The organism is Mesotoga sp. UBA5557 (genome assembly GCF_002425715.1).
GTDB lineage: Bacteria > Thermotogota > Thermotogae > Petrotogales > Kosmotogaceae > Mesotoga.
Genome location: NZ_DIMV01000070.1, coordinates 1 through 21347, shown reverse-complemented (window position 1 = coordinate 21347; position 21347 = coordinate 1). Strand labels below are relative to the sequence as shown.

General features: G+C 46.6%; 14 protein-coding genes, 1 tRNA gene, 1 other RNA gene and 1 pseudogene. 12 read left to right on the top strand and 5 right to left on the bottom strand.

Going from position 1 to position 21347, the window contains the following annotated elements:
• The first annotated feature begins 309 nt into the window (after positions 1-309).
• The 5 genes from B3157_RS09960 to B3157_RS09940 are packed head-to-tail and all read left to right on the top strand — an operon-like array spanning position 310 to position 5837.
• Positions 310-1122, top strand: a complete 813-nt coding sequence (locus B3157_RS09960; protein WP_180979919.1) for a carbohydrate ABC transporter permease — start codon at positions 310-312, stop codon at positions 1120-1122.
• Positions 1119-1949: a carbohydrate ABC transporter permease gene (locus B3157_RS09955; protein WP_214061023.1), complete on the top strand. Its 831-nt coding sequence runs from the start codon at positions 1119-1121 to the stop codon at positions 1947-1949. Before B3157_RS09960 ends, B3157_RS09955 begins: the two co-directional genes overlap by 4 nt.
• Positions 1950-1977: 28 nt before the next feature.
• Positions 1978-3225, top strand: a complete 1248-nt coding sequence (locus tag B3157_RS09950; RefSeq protein WP_292590317.1) for an ABC transporter substrate-binding protein — start codon at positions 1978-1980, stop codon at positions 3223-3225.
• A gap of 57 nt (positions 3226-3282) precedes the next feature.
• Positions 3283-5073 carry a CehA/McbA family metallohydrolase gene (locus B3157_RS09945; RefSeq protein WP_292590316.1) on the top strand — a complete coding sequence of 597 codons (1791 nt, stop codon included), beginning with the start codon at positions 3283-3285 and terminating at the stop codon, positions 5071-5073.
• 14 nt (positions 5074-5087) lie between these two features.
• Positions 5088-5837: an alpha/beta hydrolase family protein gene (locus tag B3157_RS09940; protein WP_214060348.1), complete on the top strand. Its 750-nt coding sequence runs from the start codon at positions 5088-5090 to the stop codon at positions 5835-5837.
• Between the two features lie 1372 nt (positions 5838-7209).
• Here the strand turns inward: B3157_RS09940 and uvrA are convergent.
• Both uvrA and B3157_RS09930 read right to left on the bottom strand, forming a co-directional pair.
• Entirely contained in the window at positions 7210-10047 is a 2838-nt protein-coding gene (gene uvrA, locus B3157_RS09935; RefSeq protein ID WP_099829458.1) for an excinuclease ABC subunit UvrA, read from the bottom strand.
• Positions 10040-11356, bottom strand: a complete 1317-nt coding sequence (locus B3157_RS09930; protein ID WP_292590315.1) for a phosphoglucosamine mutase — start codon at positions 11354-11356, stop codon at positions 10040-10042. The genes uvrA and B3157_RS09930 overlap by 8 nt, the downstream gene beginning before the upstream one ends.
• Positions 11357-11454: 98 nt before the next feature.
• On the opposite strand from B3157_RS09930, the gene B3157_RS09925 reads away from it, so the two are divergent.
• The 4 genes from B3157_RS09925 to ssrA all read left to right on the top strand — a co-directional run bounded on the left by B3157_RS09925 (position 11455) and on the right by ssrA (position 14508).
• Positions 11455-11545: transfer RNA gene (locus B3157_RS09925), tRNA-Ser, on the top strand.
• Between the two features lie 77 nt (positions 11546-11622).
• The gene (gene rsmA, locus B3157_RS09920; RefSeq protein ID WP_214060791.1) at positions 11623-12438 is read left to right on the top strand and encodes a 16S rRNA (adenine(1518)-N(6)/adenine(1519)-N(6))-dimethyltransferase RsmA; all 816 of its coding nucleotides are present in this window, start codon (positions 11623-11625) and stop codon (positions 12436-12438) included.
• Entirely contained in the window at positions 12438-14147 is a 1710-nt protein-coding gene (locus tag B3157_RS09915; RefSeq protein ID WP_292590314.1) for a sigma-54 interaction domain-containing protein, read from the top strand. Before rsmA ends, B3157_RS09915 begins: the two co-directional genes overlap by 1 nt.
• A 13-nt stretch (positions 14148-14160) precedes the next feature.
• Positions 14161-14508: a transfer-messenger RNA gene (gene ssrA, locus B3157_RS09910) on the top strand.
• Between the two features lie 421 nt (positions 14509-14929).
• Here ssrA and rsgA read toward each other — a convergent pair.
• Positions 14930-15835 carry a ribosome small subunit-dependent GTPase A gene (gene rsgA / locus B3157_RS09905; RefSeq protein ID WP_292590312.1) on the bottom strand — a complete coding sequence of 302 codons (906 nt, stop codon included), beginning with the start codon at positions 15833-15835 and terminating at the stop codon, positions 14930-14932.
• 447 nt (positions 15836-16282) lie between these two features.
• Between rsgA and B3157_RS09900 the strand changes: the two genes are divergently transcribed.
• The 3 genes from B3157_RS09900 (at position 16283) to B3157_RS09890 (ending at position 19122) form a co-directional block, all read left to right on the top strand.
• On the top strand, positions 16283-17212 hold the full coding sequence (locus B3157_RS09900; protein ID WP_292590311.1) for a hypothetical protein: 930 nt from the start codon (positions 16283-16285) through the stop codon (positions 17210-17212).
• Between the two features lie 88 nt (positions 17213-17300).
• The gene (locus B3157_RS09895; protein ID WP_292590310.1) at positions 17301-18293 is read left to right on the top strand and encodes a BMP family ABC transporter substrate-binding protein; all 993 of its coding nucleotides are present in this window, start codon (positions 17301-17303) and stop codon (positions 18291-18293) included.
• Positions 18286-19122, top strand: a complete 837-nt coding sequence (locus tag B3157_RS09890; protein WP_292590309.1) for a MurR/RpiR family transcriptional regulator — start codon at positions 18286-18288, stop codon at positions 19120-19122. The genes B3157_RS09895 and B3157_RS09890 overlap by 8 nt, the downstream gene beginning before the upstream one ends.
• A gap of 33 nt (positions 19123-19155) precedes the next feature.
• Here the strand turns inward: B3157_RS09890 and B3157_RS09885 are convergent, their stop codons facing one another.
• Positions 19156-19725, bottom strand: a complete 570-nt coding sequence (locus B3157_RS09885) for a TetR/AcrR family transcriptional regulator (RefSeq protein ID WP_099829547.1) — start codon at positions 19723-19725, stop codon at positions 19156-19158.
• A 16-nt stretch (positions 19726-19741) separates the two neighbouring features.
• A pseudogene (locus B3157_RS09880) lies at positions 19742-21189 on the bottom strand (radical SAM protein).
• Between the last annotated feature and the right edge of the window lie 158 nt (positions 21190-21347).

Here is a 21347-nt window from a genome sequence, read left to right as displayed (position 1 = left end):
GAGTAGTTTCATTTTTGATGCATCGTTACCCTTTTCAAGTAGATTATTTGTGATGCATATCGAAGAGTTGATTTTGCTCTTGTTATTATGCTAAACTTATTCCAGCGTGACAGAGATGATGAGAAAGTCGTGCCAGTTATGAGGTTGCGGCTTTTTTTATTTTGAGTGATCTTTCCCTGATGTTTGTTAGTCATAGTTTCGTGCAGCAGTTTCTTTCATATTCGGAACAGTGGGGTGATGTATTTGCGGCGCCGAACTCGGGAAGCGCTTACCGGCTGGGCAACTGTCTTACCAGCGTTGGTAGTTCAGGTGATATTCATTTATTTGCCACTTGTGTGGGCTTTCTATGTCTCTTTCTTTAGCTGGAACATGATTAGGCCAATGAGGTATGTAGGATTTCAGAACTATGAAAGACTTTTTTCGTCGGCCGACTTCTGGAACTCCATGAGTGTAACAGGCATCTACATTCTTGGTACGGTCATTCCTTCGGTTATCATTGGGCTCTTACTGGCAGCTCTTCTCAATATTGAATGGATAAAGGGAAGAGGAATCTTCAGGACGCTCTTCTACATTCCGGTTATCACTTCAATGGCCGCTGCTGCAGTAATATGGGGTTGGCTGTATGAGCCGAATTTCGGGTTAATTAACTATTTCCTGTCTTTCTTTGGTATAAAGAACATCAAATGGTTAAGTGATCCGAATTATTCGCTTCTTGCATTGATAATCGTCGGTGTCTGGAAGCGTATAGGTTATAACATGGTTCTCTTCCTCGCCGGGTTGCAGACTATACCAAGAAGCTACTACGAAGCGGCTGAGATAGACGGAGCTACTGCGTGGAGCAAATTCAGGAGGATCACGCTCCCTCTTTTATCGCCGACGACTCTGTTCGTTTTCATTATGCAGTTCATCGCTTCGTTCAGGGTGTTCGTCTCCGTTTCTGTTATGACGAGCGGAGGACCGGCGAAGAGCACACAGGTTATTACCTATTATCTGTATGAGAATGCATTCCGTTATCTGAAATTCGGATACGCATCGGCGATTGCTGTTGTTATGTTTGCTATGATGATCATACTCACCCTGTTGCAGTTTAGGCTGAGCAAAAGGAGGGTGCATTATCAATGAGAAGAAAACCTGCCCTGCCGATAAGGCTAATTGTCTACGCAGCGATCGTTTTTGTAGCGGTAATCATCAATCTTCCTTTCTTCTGGATGCTTGTTACCTCGTTCAAAACGGAAGATGCCGCTTTTTCGATTCCGCCAAGCTTTCTGCCGACAATCTTCGACTTGCGGAATTTCGTGAAGGCTTTTGAACTCATTCCACTTGCCAGATATATTGGGAACACGCTCTTTGTAGCTCTTACTGTAATGTTCCTCCAGTTGATCTTTAACTCGCTTGCGGCTTACGGGCTAGCCAGGATAAAGTTCAGAGGAGCCAATATCGTTTTCATGATCTTGATCGGAACTCTAATGGTACCGCCTGAAGTTACCATGGTTCCACTTTATGTGTTAGTCAAACAATTCGGTTTCATCGATAAGTACCTGGCGCTCATTGTTCCGTTTATGAGTTCGGCCTTTGGGATATTTCTATTGCGTCAATTCTTCATGGGTATTCCAAGAGAACTTGAAGAGGCAGCAATCATAGATGGAGCAAGCAGAATGAAGATTTTTGTGAGGATTATACTGCCGTTATCTAAGCCGGCTCTCTATACTATGGCTTTATACACATTTCTTGCACACTGGAATGAATACATGTGGCCGTTGATAGTAATCAATGATGCAAAGAAGCAGATGATTCAAGTTGGTATTTCCCAGTTTGTTAGCGGTTGGGAGACTCAGTGGACACTGCGAATGGCGGCCTCCACGACGGCTGTAATTCCGATTATAGTCATGTTCTTCTTTGTTCAAAAGCAGTTTGTGGAAGGTATAAGTATTTCGGGGTTGAAAGAGTGACCCAAATTTCGAAAGGGGAGGTTTTTTTATGAAAAGAACATTTCTAATCGCACTTCTAGTAGCCGTTGCTGCGATAGGATTCGCTGCACCGGTGAAGGTAACAATGTGGTATGCCCAGACGGGCATATACTCCCAGACACTCCTGGATATTGCAGCGGAGTTCAATGAACTGCATAAGGGAGAGATTGAGGTTGAGGCTGTTTACACGGGAAATTACCAGGATACCATGCAGAAGCTTCTTGCAGCCATGGTAGCTGGTGACGTTCCAAATCTTGCACAGATTGAGCAGGCAAGGATAGGTCAGTTTGTTGATGGAGGTGTATTCCAGGATCTCAATTACTTCATCGAAAGAGATCCAGAATTTGCTGCAACACTCGACGATTTCTGGCCGAGATTCATCCAGGCAAATACCTATGAACAGGGATTGCTTGGGTTCCCGTTGAACTGCAGCACCCCGTTGATGTACATCAACAGGGATCTCTTCAGACAGGCGGGCCTTGATCCAGACAATCCTCCAAAGACCTGGACAGAGGTCTATGCCGCCGCCAAGCAGATAAAGACGTTGGGCGAAGATATCTTCGGTTACAGATTTGGAATTGACGACTGGCTTCTCGAAGCCTACATCTGGCAGTTCGGTGGGCAGATCATCTCGGAAGACGGAAGAGAAATGCTTATTTACTCTCCGGAGACAGTTGCGGCATGGAATTTCTTCCAGAAGGGAGTTAGGGAAGGAATATTCATATTCGGAGTTAGCGGCGGAAATGAACTAGACTTGTCTGGAAGAATCGCGATGGTAGTCCGTTCAACCGGTAGTCTTGGTTATCTTATACAGAACGCAAAGTTTGATCTTGGCGCAACTACGATGCCCAGTCAGGTTAAGGAAGTTGTTCCGATCGGTGGAGCCAATGTCTTTATGTTCTCCGCAAGACCTCAGGCAGAGAAGGATGCAGCTTGGGAGTTCCTGAAATTCCTCACTGCTACTGAGAATACGAAGAGATGGTCACTGGCCACGGGTTACATGACCAGCAGAATCTCTGCCTTCGAGTCTCCGGAGATTCAGAAGATCATGACAGACGATCCAAGATTTGCTCTCACTTATCAACAGCTGAGAGACAGCGCTGTTAGGAGACCTTGGTATGGACCATATCCAGAAGTACATGCAATGATAACTTCTGCCTGGGAAGATGCAATGTCTAACCCGACAAAAGACGTTGATGCAATTCTGAAGAATCTACATAAAGAAGCTCAGTACGTACTCGACGACTACTACTTTTGATCCATTGTGAACATGCTGAGGGCAGCGTTGGCTGCCCTCTTTTTTAGAGGTGATGTTATGAAGAAGTTTCTGGTAATTGTTTTCCTCGTTGCCGCCACACTTATCTTTGGTCAAGTTTTCTTTGGAAACATCCACGCACACACTTCGTATTCTGACGGTCAAGGTACTCCAGAAGAAGCCTTCGAACACGCAAGAAATTCCGGTGTTGTTGACATACAGGCAATAACCGACCATGACCACGATCTAAACTACAAATTGACAGATGGTTCGTGGAAGCTGGATAGGATTATTGAGATGGCAAAGAAGTACACCGTGGAAGGTGAGTTCATCGCCATATCTGGCTTTGAATGGACATTGACAAGTCGCGGTCATATAACGATCTACAACACATCGGAATGGATTGATAGAAGCACTACAGACCTTTACGATATTTATCAGTGGATAGTGGATAGAGAGGCAACTGCTCAATTCTGCCACCCTGGAAGGAAGTACGGTGATTTCTTCGATTTCGAATACTTTCCTAAAGTTGATCTTTATATAAACACTATTGAAGTAGGAAACGGGGCAGGGTCCAATTCGAACAATGTGATTAAGGAAGAGTATTTCGAAAGATATCAGCGAGCACTGAATCGGGGTTGGCACGTGGGAGCCTCTGCCAATCAAGACAATCATCAAAGGCAGTGGGCTACTGTTAATGACGCAAGAACTGCGTTCGTTATTGATGAGTTGACTACGGATAAGGTTTACGAAGCTCTCAAGACAAGAAACATCTACGCCACAGAAGATAGAAACGCCTACATAGCATTCGTCACTGAAGTGGCAAAGATGGGCGACATTCTGTACGACATTCATAGGGCAACTCTGCGTGTTGAGTATAGCGATCCCGGGGAACCTGTAAGAAGGGCCGCAGTATACAGCAACAATGGAGTCGTTGAACTTGACGTTTCCGGTGATGAGTGGATCATAGAACTGAACGTTGATAACCCGCTCTCATACAACTGGTATTTCGTAAAGATCGACCAAATCGATGGGAACGAAATCGTCTCTTCGCCAATTTGGTTTCAAAGCAGCACTAACAAATATCTTCTGAATGCGAGAACAATCAGTCCAAAGCCGGTGAAGGGGCTTCCATTTGAAATCGGCTTCGACCTCATCAACTCTCTTCGAGAGGATCAACTGATTTCCGTTGAAGTGAAGAGCGGAGAGAAGACTATTTTGGATAAGGACTATGAAGTCTCTTCTATGACTTGTGCGGAAATAACTGAGACTCTTGAAACGGAAGAAGCGGCCCTAGACTTCTTCGTTGACGGTGAACTTGCATTCAGAATCAACGTTGATTTCGTAAGCTTCTTAGCGCACCTGGATACTTCTCACGAGAACTACTTTGTGACTGAATTGAAGCCTTTGACGCAGTTCTTTCTGGAACTCGGGGGTGAAGTGAGACCAGTAATTGGGGAGTTGACGGAGAAAACTACTTTCAGCGGTCAGGTGCTGATTCTTCCCTTGCCTGATTCAGATACTTTCATGAAGGACTTTATGGAGATCTCAGAGAAACAGATCGATTTCATTGTTGATTACGTGGAAAATGGAGGATTGCTGGTCATTGTCCTTGCAAAAAAGGAGATCACTCACTCATCTATAGAGAGCTACAAGTTGCTTTTCGAGAAACTGCCATGGGTGGTTGAACTTGAAAATGGCGGCAGGTCAGTATCTGGAACGAGTACAGGAAATCTGGAAATCGAGAACGGCGGCGGAGTCGTAATACTTACTTGGGACGAGGCGACTGGAAAGGCCTCAATAGATGAAGGAACAAAAGGGTACATCGAGTTCAAACTGGGTCTGAGATGAAGTGAGGGATTGATTTGTCTATTTTGGAGAGTTTCACACTCGGCGAGAAGGGAAAAAGGATATTCGGAATTGTAGAGCGCCCAGTAACAGGGAAAAGCTTTCCTACGGTCCTTATGTTTCACGGATTTACAGGCGAACACATCGTGTCAACGTTCAAATTCCCTCGATTATCGAGGAGATTGGTCGAGAAGGGGATAGCTACCGTAAGATTCGACTTCAGGGGCTCAGGAGATAGCGAAGGAGAATTCAGCGAGATGTCACCGCTCACAGAGCTGAGGGATGCGGAAGAGGTCTACTCATTCGTCCGGTCACGGGAATGGTGTTCGGACAGACTGGGTGTCGTAGGCTACAGCTTAGGTGGGATGGTCGGCTCACTGTTTGCTGGCAGGCACCCTGAAATAAAAGCCCTTCTTCTCTGGTCTCCCGTCATAATGAACCAGGAGTTCTTCAACCGCAAAGATTACACTTTCGAGTCTGCCGAAGATTATAAGGACGTACTCGGATTGAAACTCGGATCTATCTTCTTCGACGACGGTCGTAGTGTCGACGCTTCGGAAGAATTGAAAAGCTATGACGGAGATCTTCTCATAGTTCACGGATCCGACGATGAATCAGTACCATATCTTCCTGTCAAGAAGTATGCCTTCGACAGAGGATTGAAGCTCCATACGGTTGAGGGAGCGAATCACAAGTATCAGAGAATTGATTGGATAGAAGAACTCTTTTCAGTTTCCTCTGATTTTCTAGCAAAGACACTTTTGTAGCGGGCGTTACTCGCCCGCTTTTCCGATTATCTGGCTCCGAATTTCTTCAAGAGCGTCGTCCACGATTCCTTCTTCTGTCCGGAAGACAAGGTTCTTATCTTGAATCTCGGGAATTACCAATCCCTGCCTAGAAAGTGCCGCAAGGATATCGATCGCCTCATGGGGATGCAGGTCGCATAATTCAAGAATACTGGAGACACTTTGTCTTGACTGCAGAAGAAGATGAAGAAGATCGAGCGATTTCCGTTCAGCCATGGCACCGGCCAGACTGGCACCGCTTCCCGTCTCAAACAGAAGACTCCTCCTGCTTATTCTGTCGACGCCTGCAAGTGAGATAATCGCATTTCTTTCGGGAACATCGATTTTAATCACCGAACCTCCGAGTGACGCCGAGATGTAGAGCCTAATTCTCTCTACTGACAACGACTTGGTTTCGATACCCAGTAGAAATGGAATGAAGCTGCTTCCGAGACTATTCAGGTTCTCATTGACGAGATTTGCTGAACTATGGATGATTTCCTCAAATCCCCGAAAAGAATCCAGCTTGCTCCTGGCATATTCAAGCAATTCGACGAAAGACCCAGCAGTTTCAGCCTGGTGTTGAAGCATCTCCAACGCTTCGTATCTATCTGAGGAAGGAAGATTAGAGATAGAAGAAACGTACCCAAGAGCACGTCTTTCATCTTCCTCGAGAGATTTCACGAAAACATCTGTGGGCTCTCCAGGACTCTCGAAATCATCGCAAAGAAACATAGAAAGGAGTCTTTCGGGCGAAGTCTTTCTGATAATCGCGACAAGATCTGAAGGAGAGGGCGAACCATCCATAAACAGGTAAGGGACTATCCTGAGACCCAGGANNCCCCTCCCAGCTGAAGAACTTTCCGAGCCACTCAAGAGATTTGCGAGAGATCGAAAGTCGCGCATTGAAGACCAACTCCGAAAGCTGTTCATATGACTCACCATCGTTATGGGCCATTTTCTCATGATTATTCACTCTGAATAAAAACAACAGGAGCTCGATGCCGCTTCCTTCAGCAACCGTTATCTCCAACGCTCAACCTCCAGGCAATGCTTGGCCATACTGTTCAGGATCAATTGTCACCAGGGGCCACGACACGTCTACAAGACTGGTCATCTAACCCTATTCAATTATGCCTTATCTTATTGTATGGAGTCTATTGTCTGCGATTCCTTTCAGAAGAGTTGGAATAATCACCGACGACTAACCCCGTACCACATGAGAACAGGCCTCCGTTGACCGTCCAAGAGCANNGAGAAAGAGCATTGTCGAGACGTTTGCTACGCTCACGAGAAGGCGGGAATTTAGAAACCAGTCTGTTGACGCAAGGCGCCGAGGAACATCGGCTCAGTATCAAAACGTTTCAAGCTGCGAGAGCTGCTTCTTGAGATAGTAACCGGTGTGACTCTGTCTATATTCGGCAACCTCTTCTGGCGTCCCGCAAACCACTATTTCTCCGCCGTGCGCCCCGCCTTCAGGTCCGAGATCTATTATGTGATCTGCATTCTTCACCACGTCAATGTTGTGCTCAACAACTACCACTGTATTGCCCATTTCGACGAGTCGCTTCAGTACTCGAACAAGCTTGGCAACGTCATCGAAGTGCAATCCGGTAGTAGGTTCATCAAGGATGTAGAAGGTCTTGCCGGTGGATTTCTTCTTCAACTCAGAGGCGAGCTTAATCCTCTGTGCCTCTCCTCCGGAAAGGGTAGTGGCCGGTTGTCCGAGGCGTACATATCCCAGACCTACATCATTCAGAAGTGAGAGAATTCTGTTCAACATTGGGATTCGCTCGAAGAAATCAGAGGCTTCCTCTACGGTCATGTTAAGAACATCAGATATCGTCTTCCCTCTGTAGCGTATCTCCAATGTCTCCTTGTTGTATCTTCTTCCCTTACATACATCGCACTCGACATAGACATCGGGGAGGAATTGCATTTCGATTTTCAACAGCCCGTGGCCCTGACAGGCTTCGCATCGCCCGCCTTTCACATTGAAGGAAAAACGTCCCTTGCTGTAGCCTCTCGCTCTTGACTCTTGAGTCTTTGCAAAGAGATCCCTAACATGATCGAAAAGCCCGGAATAAGTTGCGGGGTTCGATCTTGGAGTTCTTCCGATGGGGTTCTGATCTATGACAATGACATTGTCAACTTCTTCCCATCCCTCTAGTTCCGCTAGCTTCTCACCGGTAGAGTTCGATCCTCCAAGAACACTCTTAAGTGATGGATAAACGGTATCCATTACCAGAGAGCTTTTGCCGCTCCCTGAAACACCGGTTACCGTTATGAACTTGCCTAACGGGAATGAAACATCGATGCCCTTGAGATTGTTTTTTGTGGCGTGTTTGACGGTAAGATGCTTTCCGTTTGCGTTAACGGGCACTTCGAATCTGGGAACGGAAAGCTCGCCATTAAGATACTTGCCGGTGAGAGAACGATCAGGCGGATTGCCGAGCAACGCCTGGGTGGTCCCCTGGTAGACTATCTCTCCCCCATGAACGCCCGCTCCAGGCCCTACGTCCACAATATAGTCAGAACTCCTTATGACTTCTTCATCGTGCTCCACAACTATAACAGTGTTTCCTAGATCTCTGAGATTCTTCAGAGTCTTTATAAGCCTGTCGTTGTCTCTAGAGTGCAAGCCGATTGTCGGCTCATCAAGAACATAGGTTACGCCGGTAAGCCCGGAGCCTATTTGAGTCGCGAGTCTGATTCTTTGCGATTCGCCGCCGGAAAGCGTCATAGCGTATCTAGATAGCGTGATGTAATCAAGCCCCACATCAACAAGGAATTTGAGCCGCTTCTCTATCTCTCTGAGGAGTTCCCCAACGATCTCGCGCTGATAATCAGTCAATCTGATCTCTCTCATGAAGTCGTAGATCTCCTGGATTGTCATTTCCGATAGACTGGCAATGTTCAGATTTCCTAGAGTTACGGCGAGAGCCTCGGGTCTCAAACGCTGGCCATTACATTGAGTGCAGCCTTGCTGTACCATGAAGTTGCTCTCCATCCAGTAACGCATGTCTTCAGATTGAGTTTCCTGATATCTTCTATTGAGGTTGTTTATAACTCCTTCATACGGTCTCTTCAGCTCATATGTCAGGCGATCGGAATGATACTTCATGGAGATGTCTCTGCTGGTTCCGAAAAGGATGGCTTCCTTGATGTCCTCTCGTAGATCCTTGAAAGGTTTTGCAGGGTCGTCTCCGAGAGACTCTATTACTCTCACAATCATCTTCAGGTTGAAACTGTCCCTGTTGTTGGACATCGTCTTTACCGCTCCCTTGAGAACGGTGAGGTTTTCATCAACAACAAGATCTTTCGAGAACTCCATCGTATAGCCCAAACCGTGACACTTTGGACAGGCACCGAATGGATTATTGAACGAAAAGATCTTCGGCGAGATTTCCGGCAAGCTTATACCGCAGTCAGGGCACGCGAAATTCTCGCTGAAGACCTTTCTCTCTTCTGAATCAACCAGGCCCACTTCCACAAAGCCATCGCCCTCATGAAGAGCCATTTCAATACTGTCAGCAAGTCTTGAGGCGTTTTCCGCGTCTACCCTAAGTCTATCAACAACAAGGTTTATCGTGTGCCTCTTATTCTTGTCCAGTTTCAACTCTTCCTCAAGATCATATGTCTCACCGTCAATCTCCACCCTGACGAACCCTTTCTTTCTGAGAGCTTCGAGCTCCTTCTTGAACTCTCCCTTCTTCTCGTTTGCAACGGGAGCATATATGGCTATTCTGTCCTCTTCACCGTAATCCTTCAGAACTCCCTCGACAATCTCATCGAGACTTTGCTTCTGAACCTCGCGCCCGCACGATGGGCAGTGAGGAACTCCTACTCTTGCGTAAAGCACCCTGAGATAATCATGTATCTCTGTAACCGTTCCGACTGTAGATCTGGGGTTATGACTGACGGTCTTCTGTTCAATAGCGATAGCCGGAGAAAGGCCTTCGATACTCTCGACATCCGGCTTCTTCATCTCCCCAAGAAACTGTCTTGCATATGTGGAAAGAGATTCAAGATACCTTCTCTGTCCCTCTGCATAGATAGTGTCGAGAGCAAGCGACGATTTTCCCGAGCCGGAAAGCCCCGTAATGATTGTTAAAGAGTTCTTGGGGATAGCTACGTTTACATTCTTCAGATTGTGTACCCTGGCGCCTCTAACATATATATACCTATCCATCATTACACTCCTGTACAAGCTCTTCTAACTCATGGCAGATTTGTTCTACTTCCAACTGCTCAATACCCTCCACCATTACTCTTACGTACGATTCGGTTCCCGAAGGTCTTAGAACTATCCGCAAGTCGTTTCTGGTCTTGAGTTCTTCAAGCCTGTCCTTCAGCCTTGCGTTTTCCATGATTGCCTTTTTGTCGGTAACAGGGACGTTCCGAAGCAGCTGAGGATAAACAGGAAAAGACTGAACGAACTCATCAAGTGTTTCGCCAAGTTCTTCAAGAGAATTCAGTGTTTCGAGAGAAGTTATAAGCCCGTCCCCCGTCGTGCTTCTATCTAGGAAGATGATATGTCCGGATTGCTCTCCGCCAAGGATGACTCCGGTTTTCAGCATTCTTTCCAGAACGTACTTGTCGCCTACTCTGGTTCTATCCAGCAAGATGTCTCTGGAAGTGAGATACTTCTCAAAGCCCAGATTAGACATGACCGTCGCAACGACTCTATTTCCTTTCAGCCTTCCCTGTTCGACCATCTTTCTCGAATTCAGAGCCATCAACATATCGCCGTCAATCAACTTCGAGCCAGGAAGAACGAAGAGACATCTGTCGGCATCGCCGTCGAATAGAACACCGACCTGCCCCAAACTCAGCGATTTTCCTAGGAACTCAGGAAATAGCGAACCACACTGGTCGTTTATGTTCAATCCGTTTGGATCGATCCCTCGTAACTCCGCACCTATACCTAGGCTTTCGTATACCATAGATATTACTGTAGAAATCGAGCCATTTGCGCCGTCAACAACTATCCCGTCCTTGAGAAGTCTTTGATTCTTGTAAAGACTAACCACATAATCGACGTACTCATCTTTGTAATGATCTACTTGCCTCGTCTTGCCCACTCCGGAGTAGACCGTGTAATGATACGGGGTATCGATAATCAGGTTCTCTATCTCAACCTCGTCCTCGTCTGAAATCTTCATTCCTTTGGCCAGTACCTTTATTCCATTATATACAGCGGGGTTGTGAGAAGCGGAAATAACTGCGCCTAGCGTCTGTTCCTTCTTGGTGATATATGCTAGCGCGGGAGTAGGGATAACCCCTGCAAATTCAACGTTCATACCCGCTGAGGCCGCGCCGGCAGCCATTGCGCTTTCTAGAAGGTCACCGGAGTTTCTCGTATCTTTAGCTATGATAAACCTGTTGTACTTTCCAAGGTAGTATCTTCCAATTGCGTTGCCAAGCTTCATGGCAAGTTCGGGCGTAAGCTCTTCGTTAATAACACCCCTTATCCCATCGGTTCCGAATAGCTTCTTCATCAAACCACCCCCAAATATAAACATTTCTATACCTATGGTTTAGTTTACCACAGAATCTCGTTGACAACTTAAAGTATGATCTATATAATTGCACTGTTGGAGAGATGGCCGAGCGGTCGAAGGCGTACGCCTGGAGAGCGTATGACGAGCACAACTCGTCCGTGGGTTCAAATCCCACTCTCTCCGCCAGAAAAACACCCGTCTTTCCGACGGGTTTTTCCTTAGGTAGAGCACTTTCTTCAGAACCTATCTGAAATGGAGGCGAGATGGGAGAACGATCGATAAACATAAGACTGAACAGGGCGCTTGGACAGAACTTTCTCAAATCTGCAAAGATATCCAGGAGAATCGTTGAGTCGGCCTCACTGGATCCTTCTTTGACCATAGTTGAGATTGGTGTTGGATCAGGCTCGCTCACTTCAATCTTACTGGAATTGGGGTATACCGTGATCGGTTTTGAGATCGACACGAGGTTTGTCGAGGGAAACAAAAGACTTGAAGGAGAAAAGTGCACTTTGCGATACGAGGATTTCCTCAAGGCAGATCTATCGTCGCTGCCGGAACCGGCCGCTTATGTCGCTAATATCCCGTACTACATAACCTCTCCGATTATAGAAAGAATCATGTTTGAAGGGCCGGATTTCGTCAAAGCCGTGCTAATGGTTCAGAAAGAATATGCAGACAGACTGATCGCAACACCGCGAACGAAGGAATACGGTATACTGACGGTGAACGTCAATACATTTGCAAGTGTGAGCGAGCTTTTCCAGGTTTCGCGAAAGGAGTTTATCCCTCAGCCTGAAGTCGATTCCATGGTCATTGAGCTTTCGCTCTTGGATGAACCGCCGATTGAAAGAGAAAGAAGAGATCCCTACAGAGGCTTCGTCAGGCAGTGTTTTTCTCAAAGGCGCAAGAAGCTCAAGAACAACCTGAAGGGCCTCGTAGATTCTCCCGAGAGCCTTCTAAAGGCTTCCGAAATCGGGCTTGACGTTAGGGCTGAAGAACTGGATGTTGAGGACTTCGTAAGGCTCTTCAGGAACATATATCCCGAAGGTGGCGTGAACCCGAAAGCGGGTGAGTGATGGAAAGAGAGCTTTTCGAGAAGATACTGAATTCACTTATCGAGGGGATTATTGTCGTCGATTCAGACGAGACAATTGCTTTCATAAACGATGAGGCGGTCGATATTCTGGGTGTAGACGGCGAAGAAGCAGTCGGAGCTCCTGTACGGGAGACTATTCCGAACACCAGGCTTCACATAGTGCTGAAGACCGGAAAAACAGAACTGAACAGAATTCAGTATCTTGAAGAGAAGACCATAGTAACATCGAGATTCCCAATCGTTAATGCGAAGGGAGAAGTACACGCTGCTATGGCCGTCTTTCGCGACATAACGAATGTAGAGAGAATGGCCGAAGAGGTAATTAACCACAAGGAAATGGAAGCGCTTCTTACCTCAATCATAGATGCAATATATGACGCGATTTCCGTTGCGGATGAAAAGGGAAAGATTGTTCTTGTCAACAAAGCTTACACCAGGATAACCGGGATGAGCCCGGACTATGTTGTTGGAAAGATGGCCACCGTGGACATAGCAGAGGGTTCATCTCTCCATCTTGAAGTAGCCAGGACGAGAAAACCAATATACAATGCAAGACTCAAGGTAGGGCCAAACAGGAAAGAAGTGGTAGTAAACGTGACGCCGCTCTTTGTTAAGGGACAATTTCAGGGTAGCGTTGGCGTGATTCACGACATATCTGAAATCGAAAGGCTCGCCAGGGAACTGGAGGACACTCGAAGGCTTCTTCGTTACGTGAAGGCCAAGTACACCTTCGACGACATAGCGGGGTCCTCGAAACTAATGCAGGTAGCAATAGACCAGGCACGAAAAGTATCGACAACAAGGGCGACGGTCTTGCTTAATGGCCAGAGCGGAACGGGAAAGGAGCTCTTTGCTCACGCCATTCATAATTCTAGTGATAGGAAGGACGCAAGCTTCATAAGTGTCAACTGTGCCGCATTACCTGAAAGCCTTCTTGAATCCGAGCTGTTTGGCTATGTTGAAGGAGCTTTCACAGGCGCCCGCCGTGGTGGAAAGAAAGGTCTGCTTCAAGAGGCAGACAAAGGAACCGTCTTTCTAGATGAAGTCGCGAAAATGAGTCTTTCGGTTCAGTCCAAATTCCTGAAGTTTCTTCAGGACAAAGAGATAAAGCCTGTTGGTGGAAACGAAACGGTCAAGCTGGATGTGAGAGTCATTGCGGCGACAAATGTCAGCCTTGAGAAACTCGTTGCGGAAGGCAACTTTCTCCCCGATCTCTATTATCGCCTGAATGTCGTCCCTATTGTAATCCCCGCCTTGAAGGAACACCCCGAAGACATTCCCGAAGTAGCCAGGCTGATTGTAATGAGGTTAAATCAGGAGTATGGAAGAGTGGTAACCGCCATCGATCCGGCCGTTATCTCTATCTTTAAAAAGCACGATTGGCCGGGAAATGTTAGAGAGTTGGAGAATGTCATCGGCAGAGCCATGATAAGTATGGAGCTGGATGAGAAGGTAATAAAGGTTACTCACATAAAGGGAGTCTTTGAAAATCACGAAAAGCGTAGTCAACTCCCGGAGGGAAAACTCTCCGTGCTAATGGATGGCTATGAAAGAGAGGTCATAAAGGCTGTGCTCGACAAATGCAGCTGGAATAAAACAAAGGCCTCAAACGAACTCGGGATAAGCATAAGGAGTCTATACTATAAGCTTGAAAAGCACGGTCTCACTGACAACCAAACGGACCGATGATATACTTATCATTGGGGGCGAAACGGTTTCGACGGGGTCAATGAACTTGAAGGAGCGAGCCGAGGTCCCGGAGCCGCGTCAAAAAACCGGACAAGCAGAAATGCCAATAACGAATTTGCACTTGCTGCTTAATTAATAAGTAGCCGTCCGAATAGCTTTTTGGTCTGGTGGGCTATGAAGGGCGTCAGAAAATCGGACCTTACCCGTGGATCTGCTCCGAATTCTCGGGGACATATAGGAGCTTGGACAGTCGGACTCTGCCTGTGAAGTCTTGACTGTTGACGATGATCACAGGCTGCGCTCGGAGAGCCTTCAAGGAATTTGGTTTCGGACGCGAGTTCGACTCTCGCCGCCTCCACCAACGCAATACATCGCGTCATTTGATCATTGCACCGATGCGAGACGATTATGGAAGTTGACTGCTTGCCCCCACACTTTTAAGAGTGTGGGGGTTTCTCTTTTAAGCCGATCCTAGTCTAGTGAACTAGATTCAACTTTTACAGAAGGAATCAGAAGACCACTAAACAAGGGAAAAAACGAAAAGAATGCCAGCCGTACCACCGCATTCTCAATTCACTATGCGCTTGTAAGAAACGGAGTTCCGGGAAGGACTTGAGATGTCTTTACGCATCCTTTGCCTCTTTCAAGCAGGGCCTGCCAATTTAGCAGTGAGCAAAAGGAGCAAGCGTTAGAACCTATTGCTAAAAAGCAATTATGGCCCGATCACTTGAATAACTAGGCTTTATTCAACAACTATCTGTACTCCTCCATTTAGTTCGGAATCAAGAGCCACACGATTCCTTCTTCATCTTCGAGTAGTTTCGCAGTCTTCTCTCATCAAGAATTCCGTTTGTCACAGCCTCCCGAACGGCACATCCTGGCTCGACAGTGTGAGTGCAGTCTCTGAACCTGCACTTGGCAAAGAGTTCGGCGATATCCTCAAAGACTTCGTCAAGCCCTTCCGTTCCACTGATTGCAGACTCTCTCATTTCGGGAACATCGATCAATTTTCCGCCATCTTGAAGAAGGTGTACTTGAGATGAGGTTGTCGTGTGCTTTCCCTTATGAGTAGAATTACTTACCTCGCCAGTATTGACTTCGGTCATACAAATTGCGTTTACTAGTGAAGACTTTCCGACACCAGAACTACCAGCAAGCACAGAAGATTTGCCTTTCAGACTTGAAGTAACTTCTTCAAGGCCTTCACCGGTGATAATGCTTGTAAGAAAAACCCGATAACCCAATTCTCGATAATTTCGAATATCCGCGGCTGTCTCTTTATCGATACCAAGGTCGGCTTTGTTAAAGACGATCATGACATCTAGATCGGGTCCTCTCGCCGCAGTGATGTATCTTTCGATCAAGCTCTTGCGGTAAGGAGGATCCTTTACTGCTACAACGATGAAGACCTGATCCACGTTGGCCGCGATCACCTGATCCAAGTGCCTCCCTCTTTTTCCTGCACCTCTTCGCACGAGACACTTTTTTCTTGGAAGAACCTCTGTAATAACACCTCGCTCTCTCTGAAGAGTTCCGAAAACGACCTTGTCTCCGACGGTGACTACATTCTTCTCGGTCCTCTCTTTTCTCAGTAGCTTACCCCTTAGAAGACACCGAAAGTAATCCCCTGTATCAGAGAGCACTTCTATTATTCCTTTCTGAACGTTAGTTACTTCACCAGTAATCATTTACCTCCGATTAGTCTAGTAATTTGAACAAAAAAAGCAAAAAACCACGGGTTCTTTTACCACCGTGGTCGAATAATCGGAAGAAACTAGCCTGTCAGCTGGTGAATTCCAAAAGAAGCGCGGTGTAAGAGCCCGTGGGGTTAAAGAAATCATTAAAGTTATCCGATATCCATAATGACTAGCCGATACAGCTTCACGCACTCTAATCAAGAAATTCCGCTCCCTCAGGCCTTCTCTTCAAACCGCTGGCCTCGTGTTTCCGAAAATAGCGTATAATTGCGATGTGGGTGATTTGTCAGTATGAGAATGCCATTTTTTCGCTATTTATTTTTTGTGTTGTTCGTCCTTATAACGATTACTAGTCTGGCGGGGAGCAGCGATTCTACAGACTCTTCTGATGCTACAGTAACTACCTATTTCGAAGATCTGGCGAGGGAGATTCTTGCCATGGATTCTTTTGATGACTTATTCAAACTTGATGGTTTCTTTGACGAGGACCCTGCAGAAGAACTTGCACCTTCTATCGCAATCCCTTCGGTTCCGGTAAGCACAGACGCTATTACTGAGTTGCCTACGGCCATTGTTACAGCAAGCGCGACTTCACTGAACACGGAGACTCTCGAGAGTACTGCATTATGGGTATACGAGAAATGTTACGATGGGCTCCTTCCGGGTAGAATCACGTTCGAATTCCAGTCTGGCGATCCTGTTATGGGTATCCCAGATGTGGTTACGTTCTACAAGGAAGGGATCGTAGTGGGAACTCTAGCGGGGAAGACAATAATGACACCGGTTATTGTCAACGATGTTCCCTACCATGGTGAAAAGACCACGATATTCAGGTTTCTGACGGGTGATTATTCTACTCCGCTAGGAGCATTCTACATTACTGTCATCGACTCCAAAGTGTACTCTCTCGCAGTTGCAGTTGACCCTATGAAGGTAGACAATGTTGTCGACCTCGACGGTGACGGAGTTGCTGAGCTTGTGGTCATCGATGATCACATGGTTAAGGCTCATGAAGCTACCGAGTTGTCGGTCTTCAAGCGTTTCTTCAGTTGGAGCGAAGTTGGCTGGCAAGTTGACAGCCCCGGAGAGTATTCAGAGGTCTACTCTGCTCTCGCTGCGGAGGATCTCGGCAAGATAAGATCGTCCAGTCCAAGAACTCCTCACGTGTGGTCATATGCCTACCATTCTTATATGGCAGGCCAGGATCTGGAAGAAATAAGAGTTCAAGTCGCTGAGCTCGTAGAGGACTTCTCGCTTCATTGGCTTGTTGATTCCTCTGAAGTGGTCAGACTCCTGGATCAGAATATAAACCAGTATGAAGGTTTCGTAATGAAGAAGCCTACTCCAAGTTCATCTTCCACTATGTAATTCGATTCAAGAATATTATTCACGCTCTTGAGAATTTCATTCACCACGACTATAATCGTATTGAGTGGGAAAAATGGAGCGTGAGATTATGAGAAGAATATTCTTGTTGTTGCTTCTTCTGATTAGCGCGGCACTAGCCGCATCGAAATTCAGTGTTGGGATCTTGATCACGGGCGAGATTGGCGGGAACGCCATATATGAGCTCGTTCAGAAAGGCGCCCTCGGAATGGCTTCCGACGAGATCGAGATCAAGATTGTCGAAGGCGGTTACAATCAATCAAAATGGGAATCGATGTTGGTCAGCCTCGCAGCTCTCGGCAAGTACGATCTTCTTATGACTTTTACCGAAGGAATGCCGGCAAGTGTTATGCGAGTAGCCCAGATGTTTCCGAATCAGAAATTTGCGTTACTGGACGGAATCATTGAGGAGCCACTACCAAACACTTACTCTGCAGCCTTCAGAGATAGCGAGATGACCTTTCTTGCCGGTATCTTCGCTGGACTTGTTACATCAAGCGATTTGCCGGGTGCGAACGAAGAGAACGTTGTGGGATTGATAGCAGGAGACACCTATCCTGCCATGACGAACATAATGAGACCCTATTTTGAACTTGGTGTTGTAACGGTGAATCCCTCGGCTAAGGTTCTTTTTGGTGTTGTAGGCAGCTGGTCCGACCCATCAAGAGGAAGAGAACTTGCAGCTAAGCAGTTTGATGCAGGGGCAGACATAATTCTTTCAATAGCGGGCGGCAGTGGTGTTGGAGTCATTGAAGAGGCGTCGGTTAGGGGTAGATACGTGATCACCGTTGACTCCAACCTTATACCATTGAACCCGAAGGTAATACTTGCAAGCTTTCTGAAGCATATCGACCGCCTTGTTAGCGAGACTATTGCGAAGGCCAAGGCAGGGGAGCTACTATTCGGGAGTTCCGAGAGGGTCGGCATTGCAGAAGGAATGATTGATTATACACACGACGATCCTTATTTCCTATCCAATGTTCCTACTGAGATTCGCGCGGAGCTTGCGAAATGGTTTGAAGTACTCAAAGACAGCGAGGCTCCTTCACCGAAGAATGAGTAGCCTTCTTCAATCATACAATGAAGCGCTTCATCATCTCACAGAAACCGAAGAGAGGATTGCCTCTTTCGTAATAAGTCATCCGGAGGAGGCTCTTGACCTTCCCGTTAAAGATCTGGCGAGAAGACTGGAGGTAGCTCCCTCAATGATAATCAAGGCGGCGAAGAAGCTCGGATTCTCCGGTTATACGCAACTGAGACTGACGATCGCAAGCGAGCTCAACTTACTTGTTCAAAGAGAGAAATCCTCCGTAATGATCGAGGATCTTGAGGCATATGATCAACTCGTGTCATCGACGATTCGCGAGGCATATTCGCGCCTGAACGAGGACGATGTTGAAGCTGCGGCGCGACTACTAGCGGAAGCGCAGATAGTTGATATTTACGCCTTTGGTTTCGATGCGCTTGCCGGTCATGATCTCTATCTCAAGATGCTTCAGAGCGGGAAGAGAGTTAAGTTGATTGAGAATGGCTACGAGCAGATGATTTCTGCGTACACGCTGGAAAGTGACTCGGTAATAGTTGCCATTTCGAGTGCAGGGACTTCCGCAGATCTTATTGATGCGCTGAGATTTTCGCAGAAGTCCGGTGTATCAGTGATCACTATAACGCCTGCTAGATCCATGCTCAGTGGTTACTCCAAAGTGAACCTGGAAAGCTACTATTCCAAACTGGTATTTCCAGAAGGCGGATTGGTCACTCGGATCGTTCAGCTGATGATTGTAGACATGCTTTATCTTCAGTTTCTTAAGATCTCTGGAAAAAAGTTTGAGGAGAGATATTCAAAATTTAGAGAGGTTCTTGACTTCAAAAGAAGGGGGATGAAAAAATGAGAGGGACAGAGTCCCTCTCATTTTTTGTCGGGTTCATTCACCGGAGTTGCTAACCAGGCCCCTCCAGATTATCTCTCGTATGCTTTCTAGCCCGTTAGGGTCTTCCGTTACACTGAAACCATTCAATATGAGGTCTGCTGCGCTATCGGGATCTACGTCTTTGGAAATCTCATGTGCGGTCTTGGCATCGTTTATTGCCGAAGACAGTTTTTCCTTCAAGATCTGGTACCTATCTCTCACTCTTTTCCAGGATTCATTATCTTCTCGGCTGAGGTTTGCCCTCTCCTGATCCATGATCTTCTTGATCTCATTCTTGCTTGTGATGAAATCAATATACGATCTCAGAATTCTCTTCAGCTTCGAAACGTAGATACTCTCATTTCTTGTTTCCGAAAAGACATGATCTTCAAGTTCGTTGATCGAGTATTGCCAGACTTCGTAAAACAGGTCCTCTTTACTGGGAAAGTAGTAGTAGATCAGGGCCTTCTTCACACTTGCCATCTGGGCAATCTCAGACATGCTTACGCCGTCGTGACCTCTTTCCGCAAAGGCCTTCCGGGCGGCTTTTATAATCCTCTCTCTAGAAGACAAATTCGCTCGCACCGGATCCACCGTCCCCTCAAGGTTTTTTGTCTATAGCAAGCTTCTCTTCGTTGTTAGCGTACTTTCTCATTCTAACATCAAAATCGTAAACCCCTCTGTGGGCCGGNNTGGGTCTCGGCAAAGCCTTCCTCATAGTAGAGTTTGTCGGCGTATTCCTTCCAACCGGCTGCAAGCTCATCCAACTGTCCGGCAAGCTCTGTGACAACGTTTTCACTTCCATCGTGCTGTGGGATCGCATTGAACTTGTTCACCATGGCTCTGAGGACTTTCGGATTGTCAATAATCGGACAGGGTCTGAAGAGATTATTGCTGTAAGGCACCATTCTCTTGTATGCCGTGAAGAATGGAGACTTCAAAATCTCCAGAAGACTCTTTTCTCTTATACTGTCAACCGCAAACTGCTGGAAGACACAAGGTTCAACGTAACCCTTTGCATTTACGTGAAGATACTTTGCGCCGGCGGCCAGACAGCCATTCGTAAGGAATCCGTGATTCCAGAAGTCTGCAACGAATGCGAAGTCTCCACCGAGCCTCTCTTGCTCGGTCTTGAAGAATCTCTCATATCTCTGTTCCGGCGTAGGGACAAGGTCCATAGAAGGATTCATACCGACTGGCATGAACTGGAATACCCAGGCATAAGAAACGCCCTCGTCCTTCAGGAACTGCCAGAACTCGTCCTTCATCATAACTTCGTGGTTGAGTCTTGTCGCTGTGACAGAAGTACCGTAGATTACTCCTGCTTCTCGCAGGATTTCCCATGCTTGCTTGATCTTGTTGAAGGTACCTCGTCCGCGTCTCCAGTCAGTTTCGCCTTCGAAACCTTCCACTGATACGGCAAAGGTCGCATTGCCAAGTTCGCCAAGCTTCTTCGCGACTTCCTTCGTTATGAGCGTTCCATTTGTGTAGACCTGGAAATACGAGTCGTTGAACTCCTCGAAAATCTCTAGAAGATGCGGCCAGACGAATGGTTCGCCTCCGGTGATGATAAAGAAGTAAATCCCAAGCTCGTTTGCCTGCCGGATGATCGAACTGACCTCTTCCTTGGAGAGCTGATACTTTCTTCCGTAAAGACCGGCATAACAGCCGACACAGTTGAGATTACAAGCGTAAGTTGGACTTATTACTAGAAGCTTAGGAATAACAACCTCGTGCTCCAGCATCTTCTCCTGTCTAATCTTCTCGCCTAATGCGAACTCATTTACAACGAGATTTGTCATAGCCTTTTCGACGGCCTTAGGACTGGATCTCTTGAAGACATTCTGCCAGGAAACGATCATCGGATGCTCTTCCTTGGCCATCTGAGTGAGTTTCTTCAGACCGCTCTTCGTCGGTTCCTTTGTCAAAGTGGCGACAGTACCAAAAAGCCTTCCAATATTTTCAGTNNGAAGAATTTCTGACAACTGAACCCACATACTTCCCTGCCTGTCTCAGCATAGAAGCTTTCATGCTTTCTACAATACCCATGAATAACACCCCCAATAGATGTTTACTTACCGGTCGGTAAAATATTAAACCTTCAATGCTACACTTCATTGTCTTTTATATAAATAGTCTGCAACATGTGCTGTCTATTTGAGGGTGAGCAAGCCATCCATCGTGAAAGACTCAACTTTGACAGCAAC

Bases quoted from the DNA above. Each gene is read 5' to 3' on its own strand.
- B3157_RS09955 (WP_214061023.1), top strand. From the start codon at position 1,119: ATGAGAAGAAAACCTGCCCTGCCGATAAGGCTAATTGTCTACGCAGCG.
- B3157_RS09950 (WP_292590317.1), top strand. From the start codon at position 1,978: ATGAAAAGAACATTTCTAATCGCACTTCTAGTAGCCGTTGCTGCGATA.
- B3157_RS09945 (WP_292590316.1), top strand. From the start codon at position 3,283: ATGAAGAAGTTTCTGGTAATTGTTTTCCTCGTTGCCGCCACACTTATC.
- uvrA (WP_099829458.1), bottom strand. From the start codon at position 10,047: ATGGATAGGTATATATATGTTAGAGGCGCCAGGGTACACAATCTGAAG.
- B3157_RS09930 (WP_292590315.1), bottom strand. From the start codon at position 11,356: ATGAAGAAGCTATTCGGAACCGATGGGATAAGGGGTGTTATTAACGAA.
- rsmA (WP_214060791.1), top strand. From the start codon at position 11,623: ATGGGAGAACGATCGATAAACATAAGACTGAACAGGGCGCTTGGACAG.
- B3157_RS09915 (WP_292590314.1), top strand. From the start codon at position 12,438: ATGGAAAGAGAGCTTTTCGAGAAGATACTGAATTCACTTATCGAGGGG.
- rsgA (WP_292590312.1), bottom strand. From the start codon at position 15,835: ATGATTACTGGTGAAGTAACTAACGTTCAGAAAGGAATAATAGAAGTG.
- B3157_RS09900 (WP_292590311.1), top strand. From the start codon at position 16,283: ATGGATTCTTTTGATGACTTATTCAAACTTGATGGTTTCTTTGACGAG.
- B3157_RS09895 (WP_292590310.1), top strand. From the start codon at position 17,301: ATGAGAAGAATATTCTTGTTGTTGCTTCTTCTGATTAGCGCGGCACTA.
- B3157_RS09890 (WP_292590309.1), top strand. From the start codon at position 18,286: ATGAGTAGCCTTCTTCAATCATACAATGAAGCGCTTCATCATCTCACA.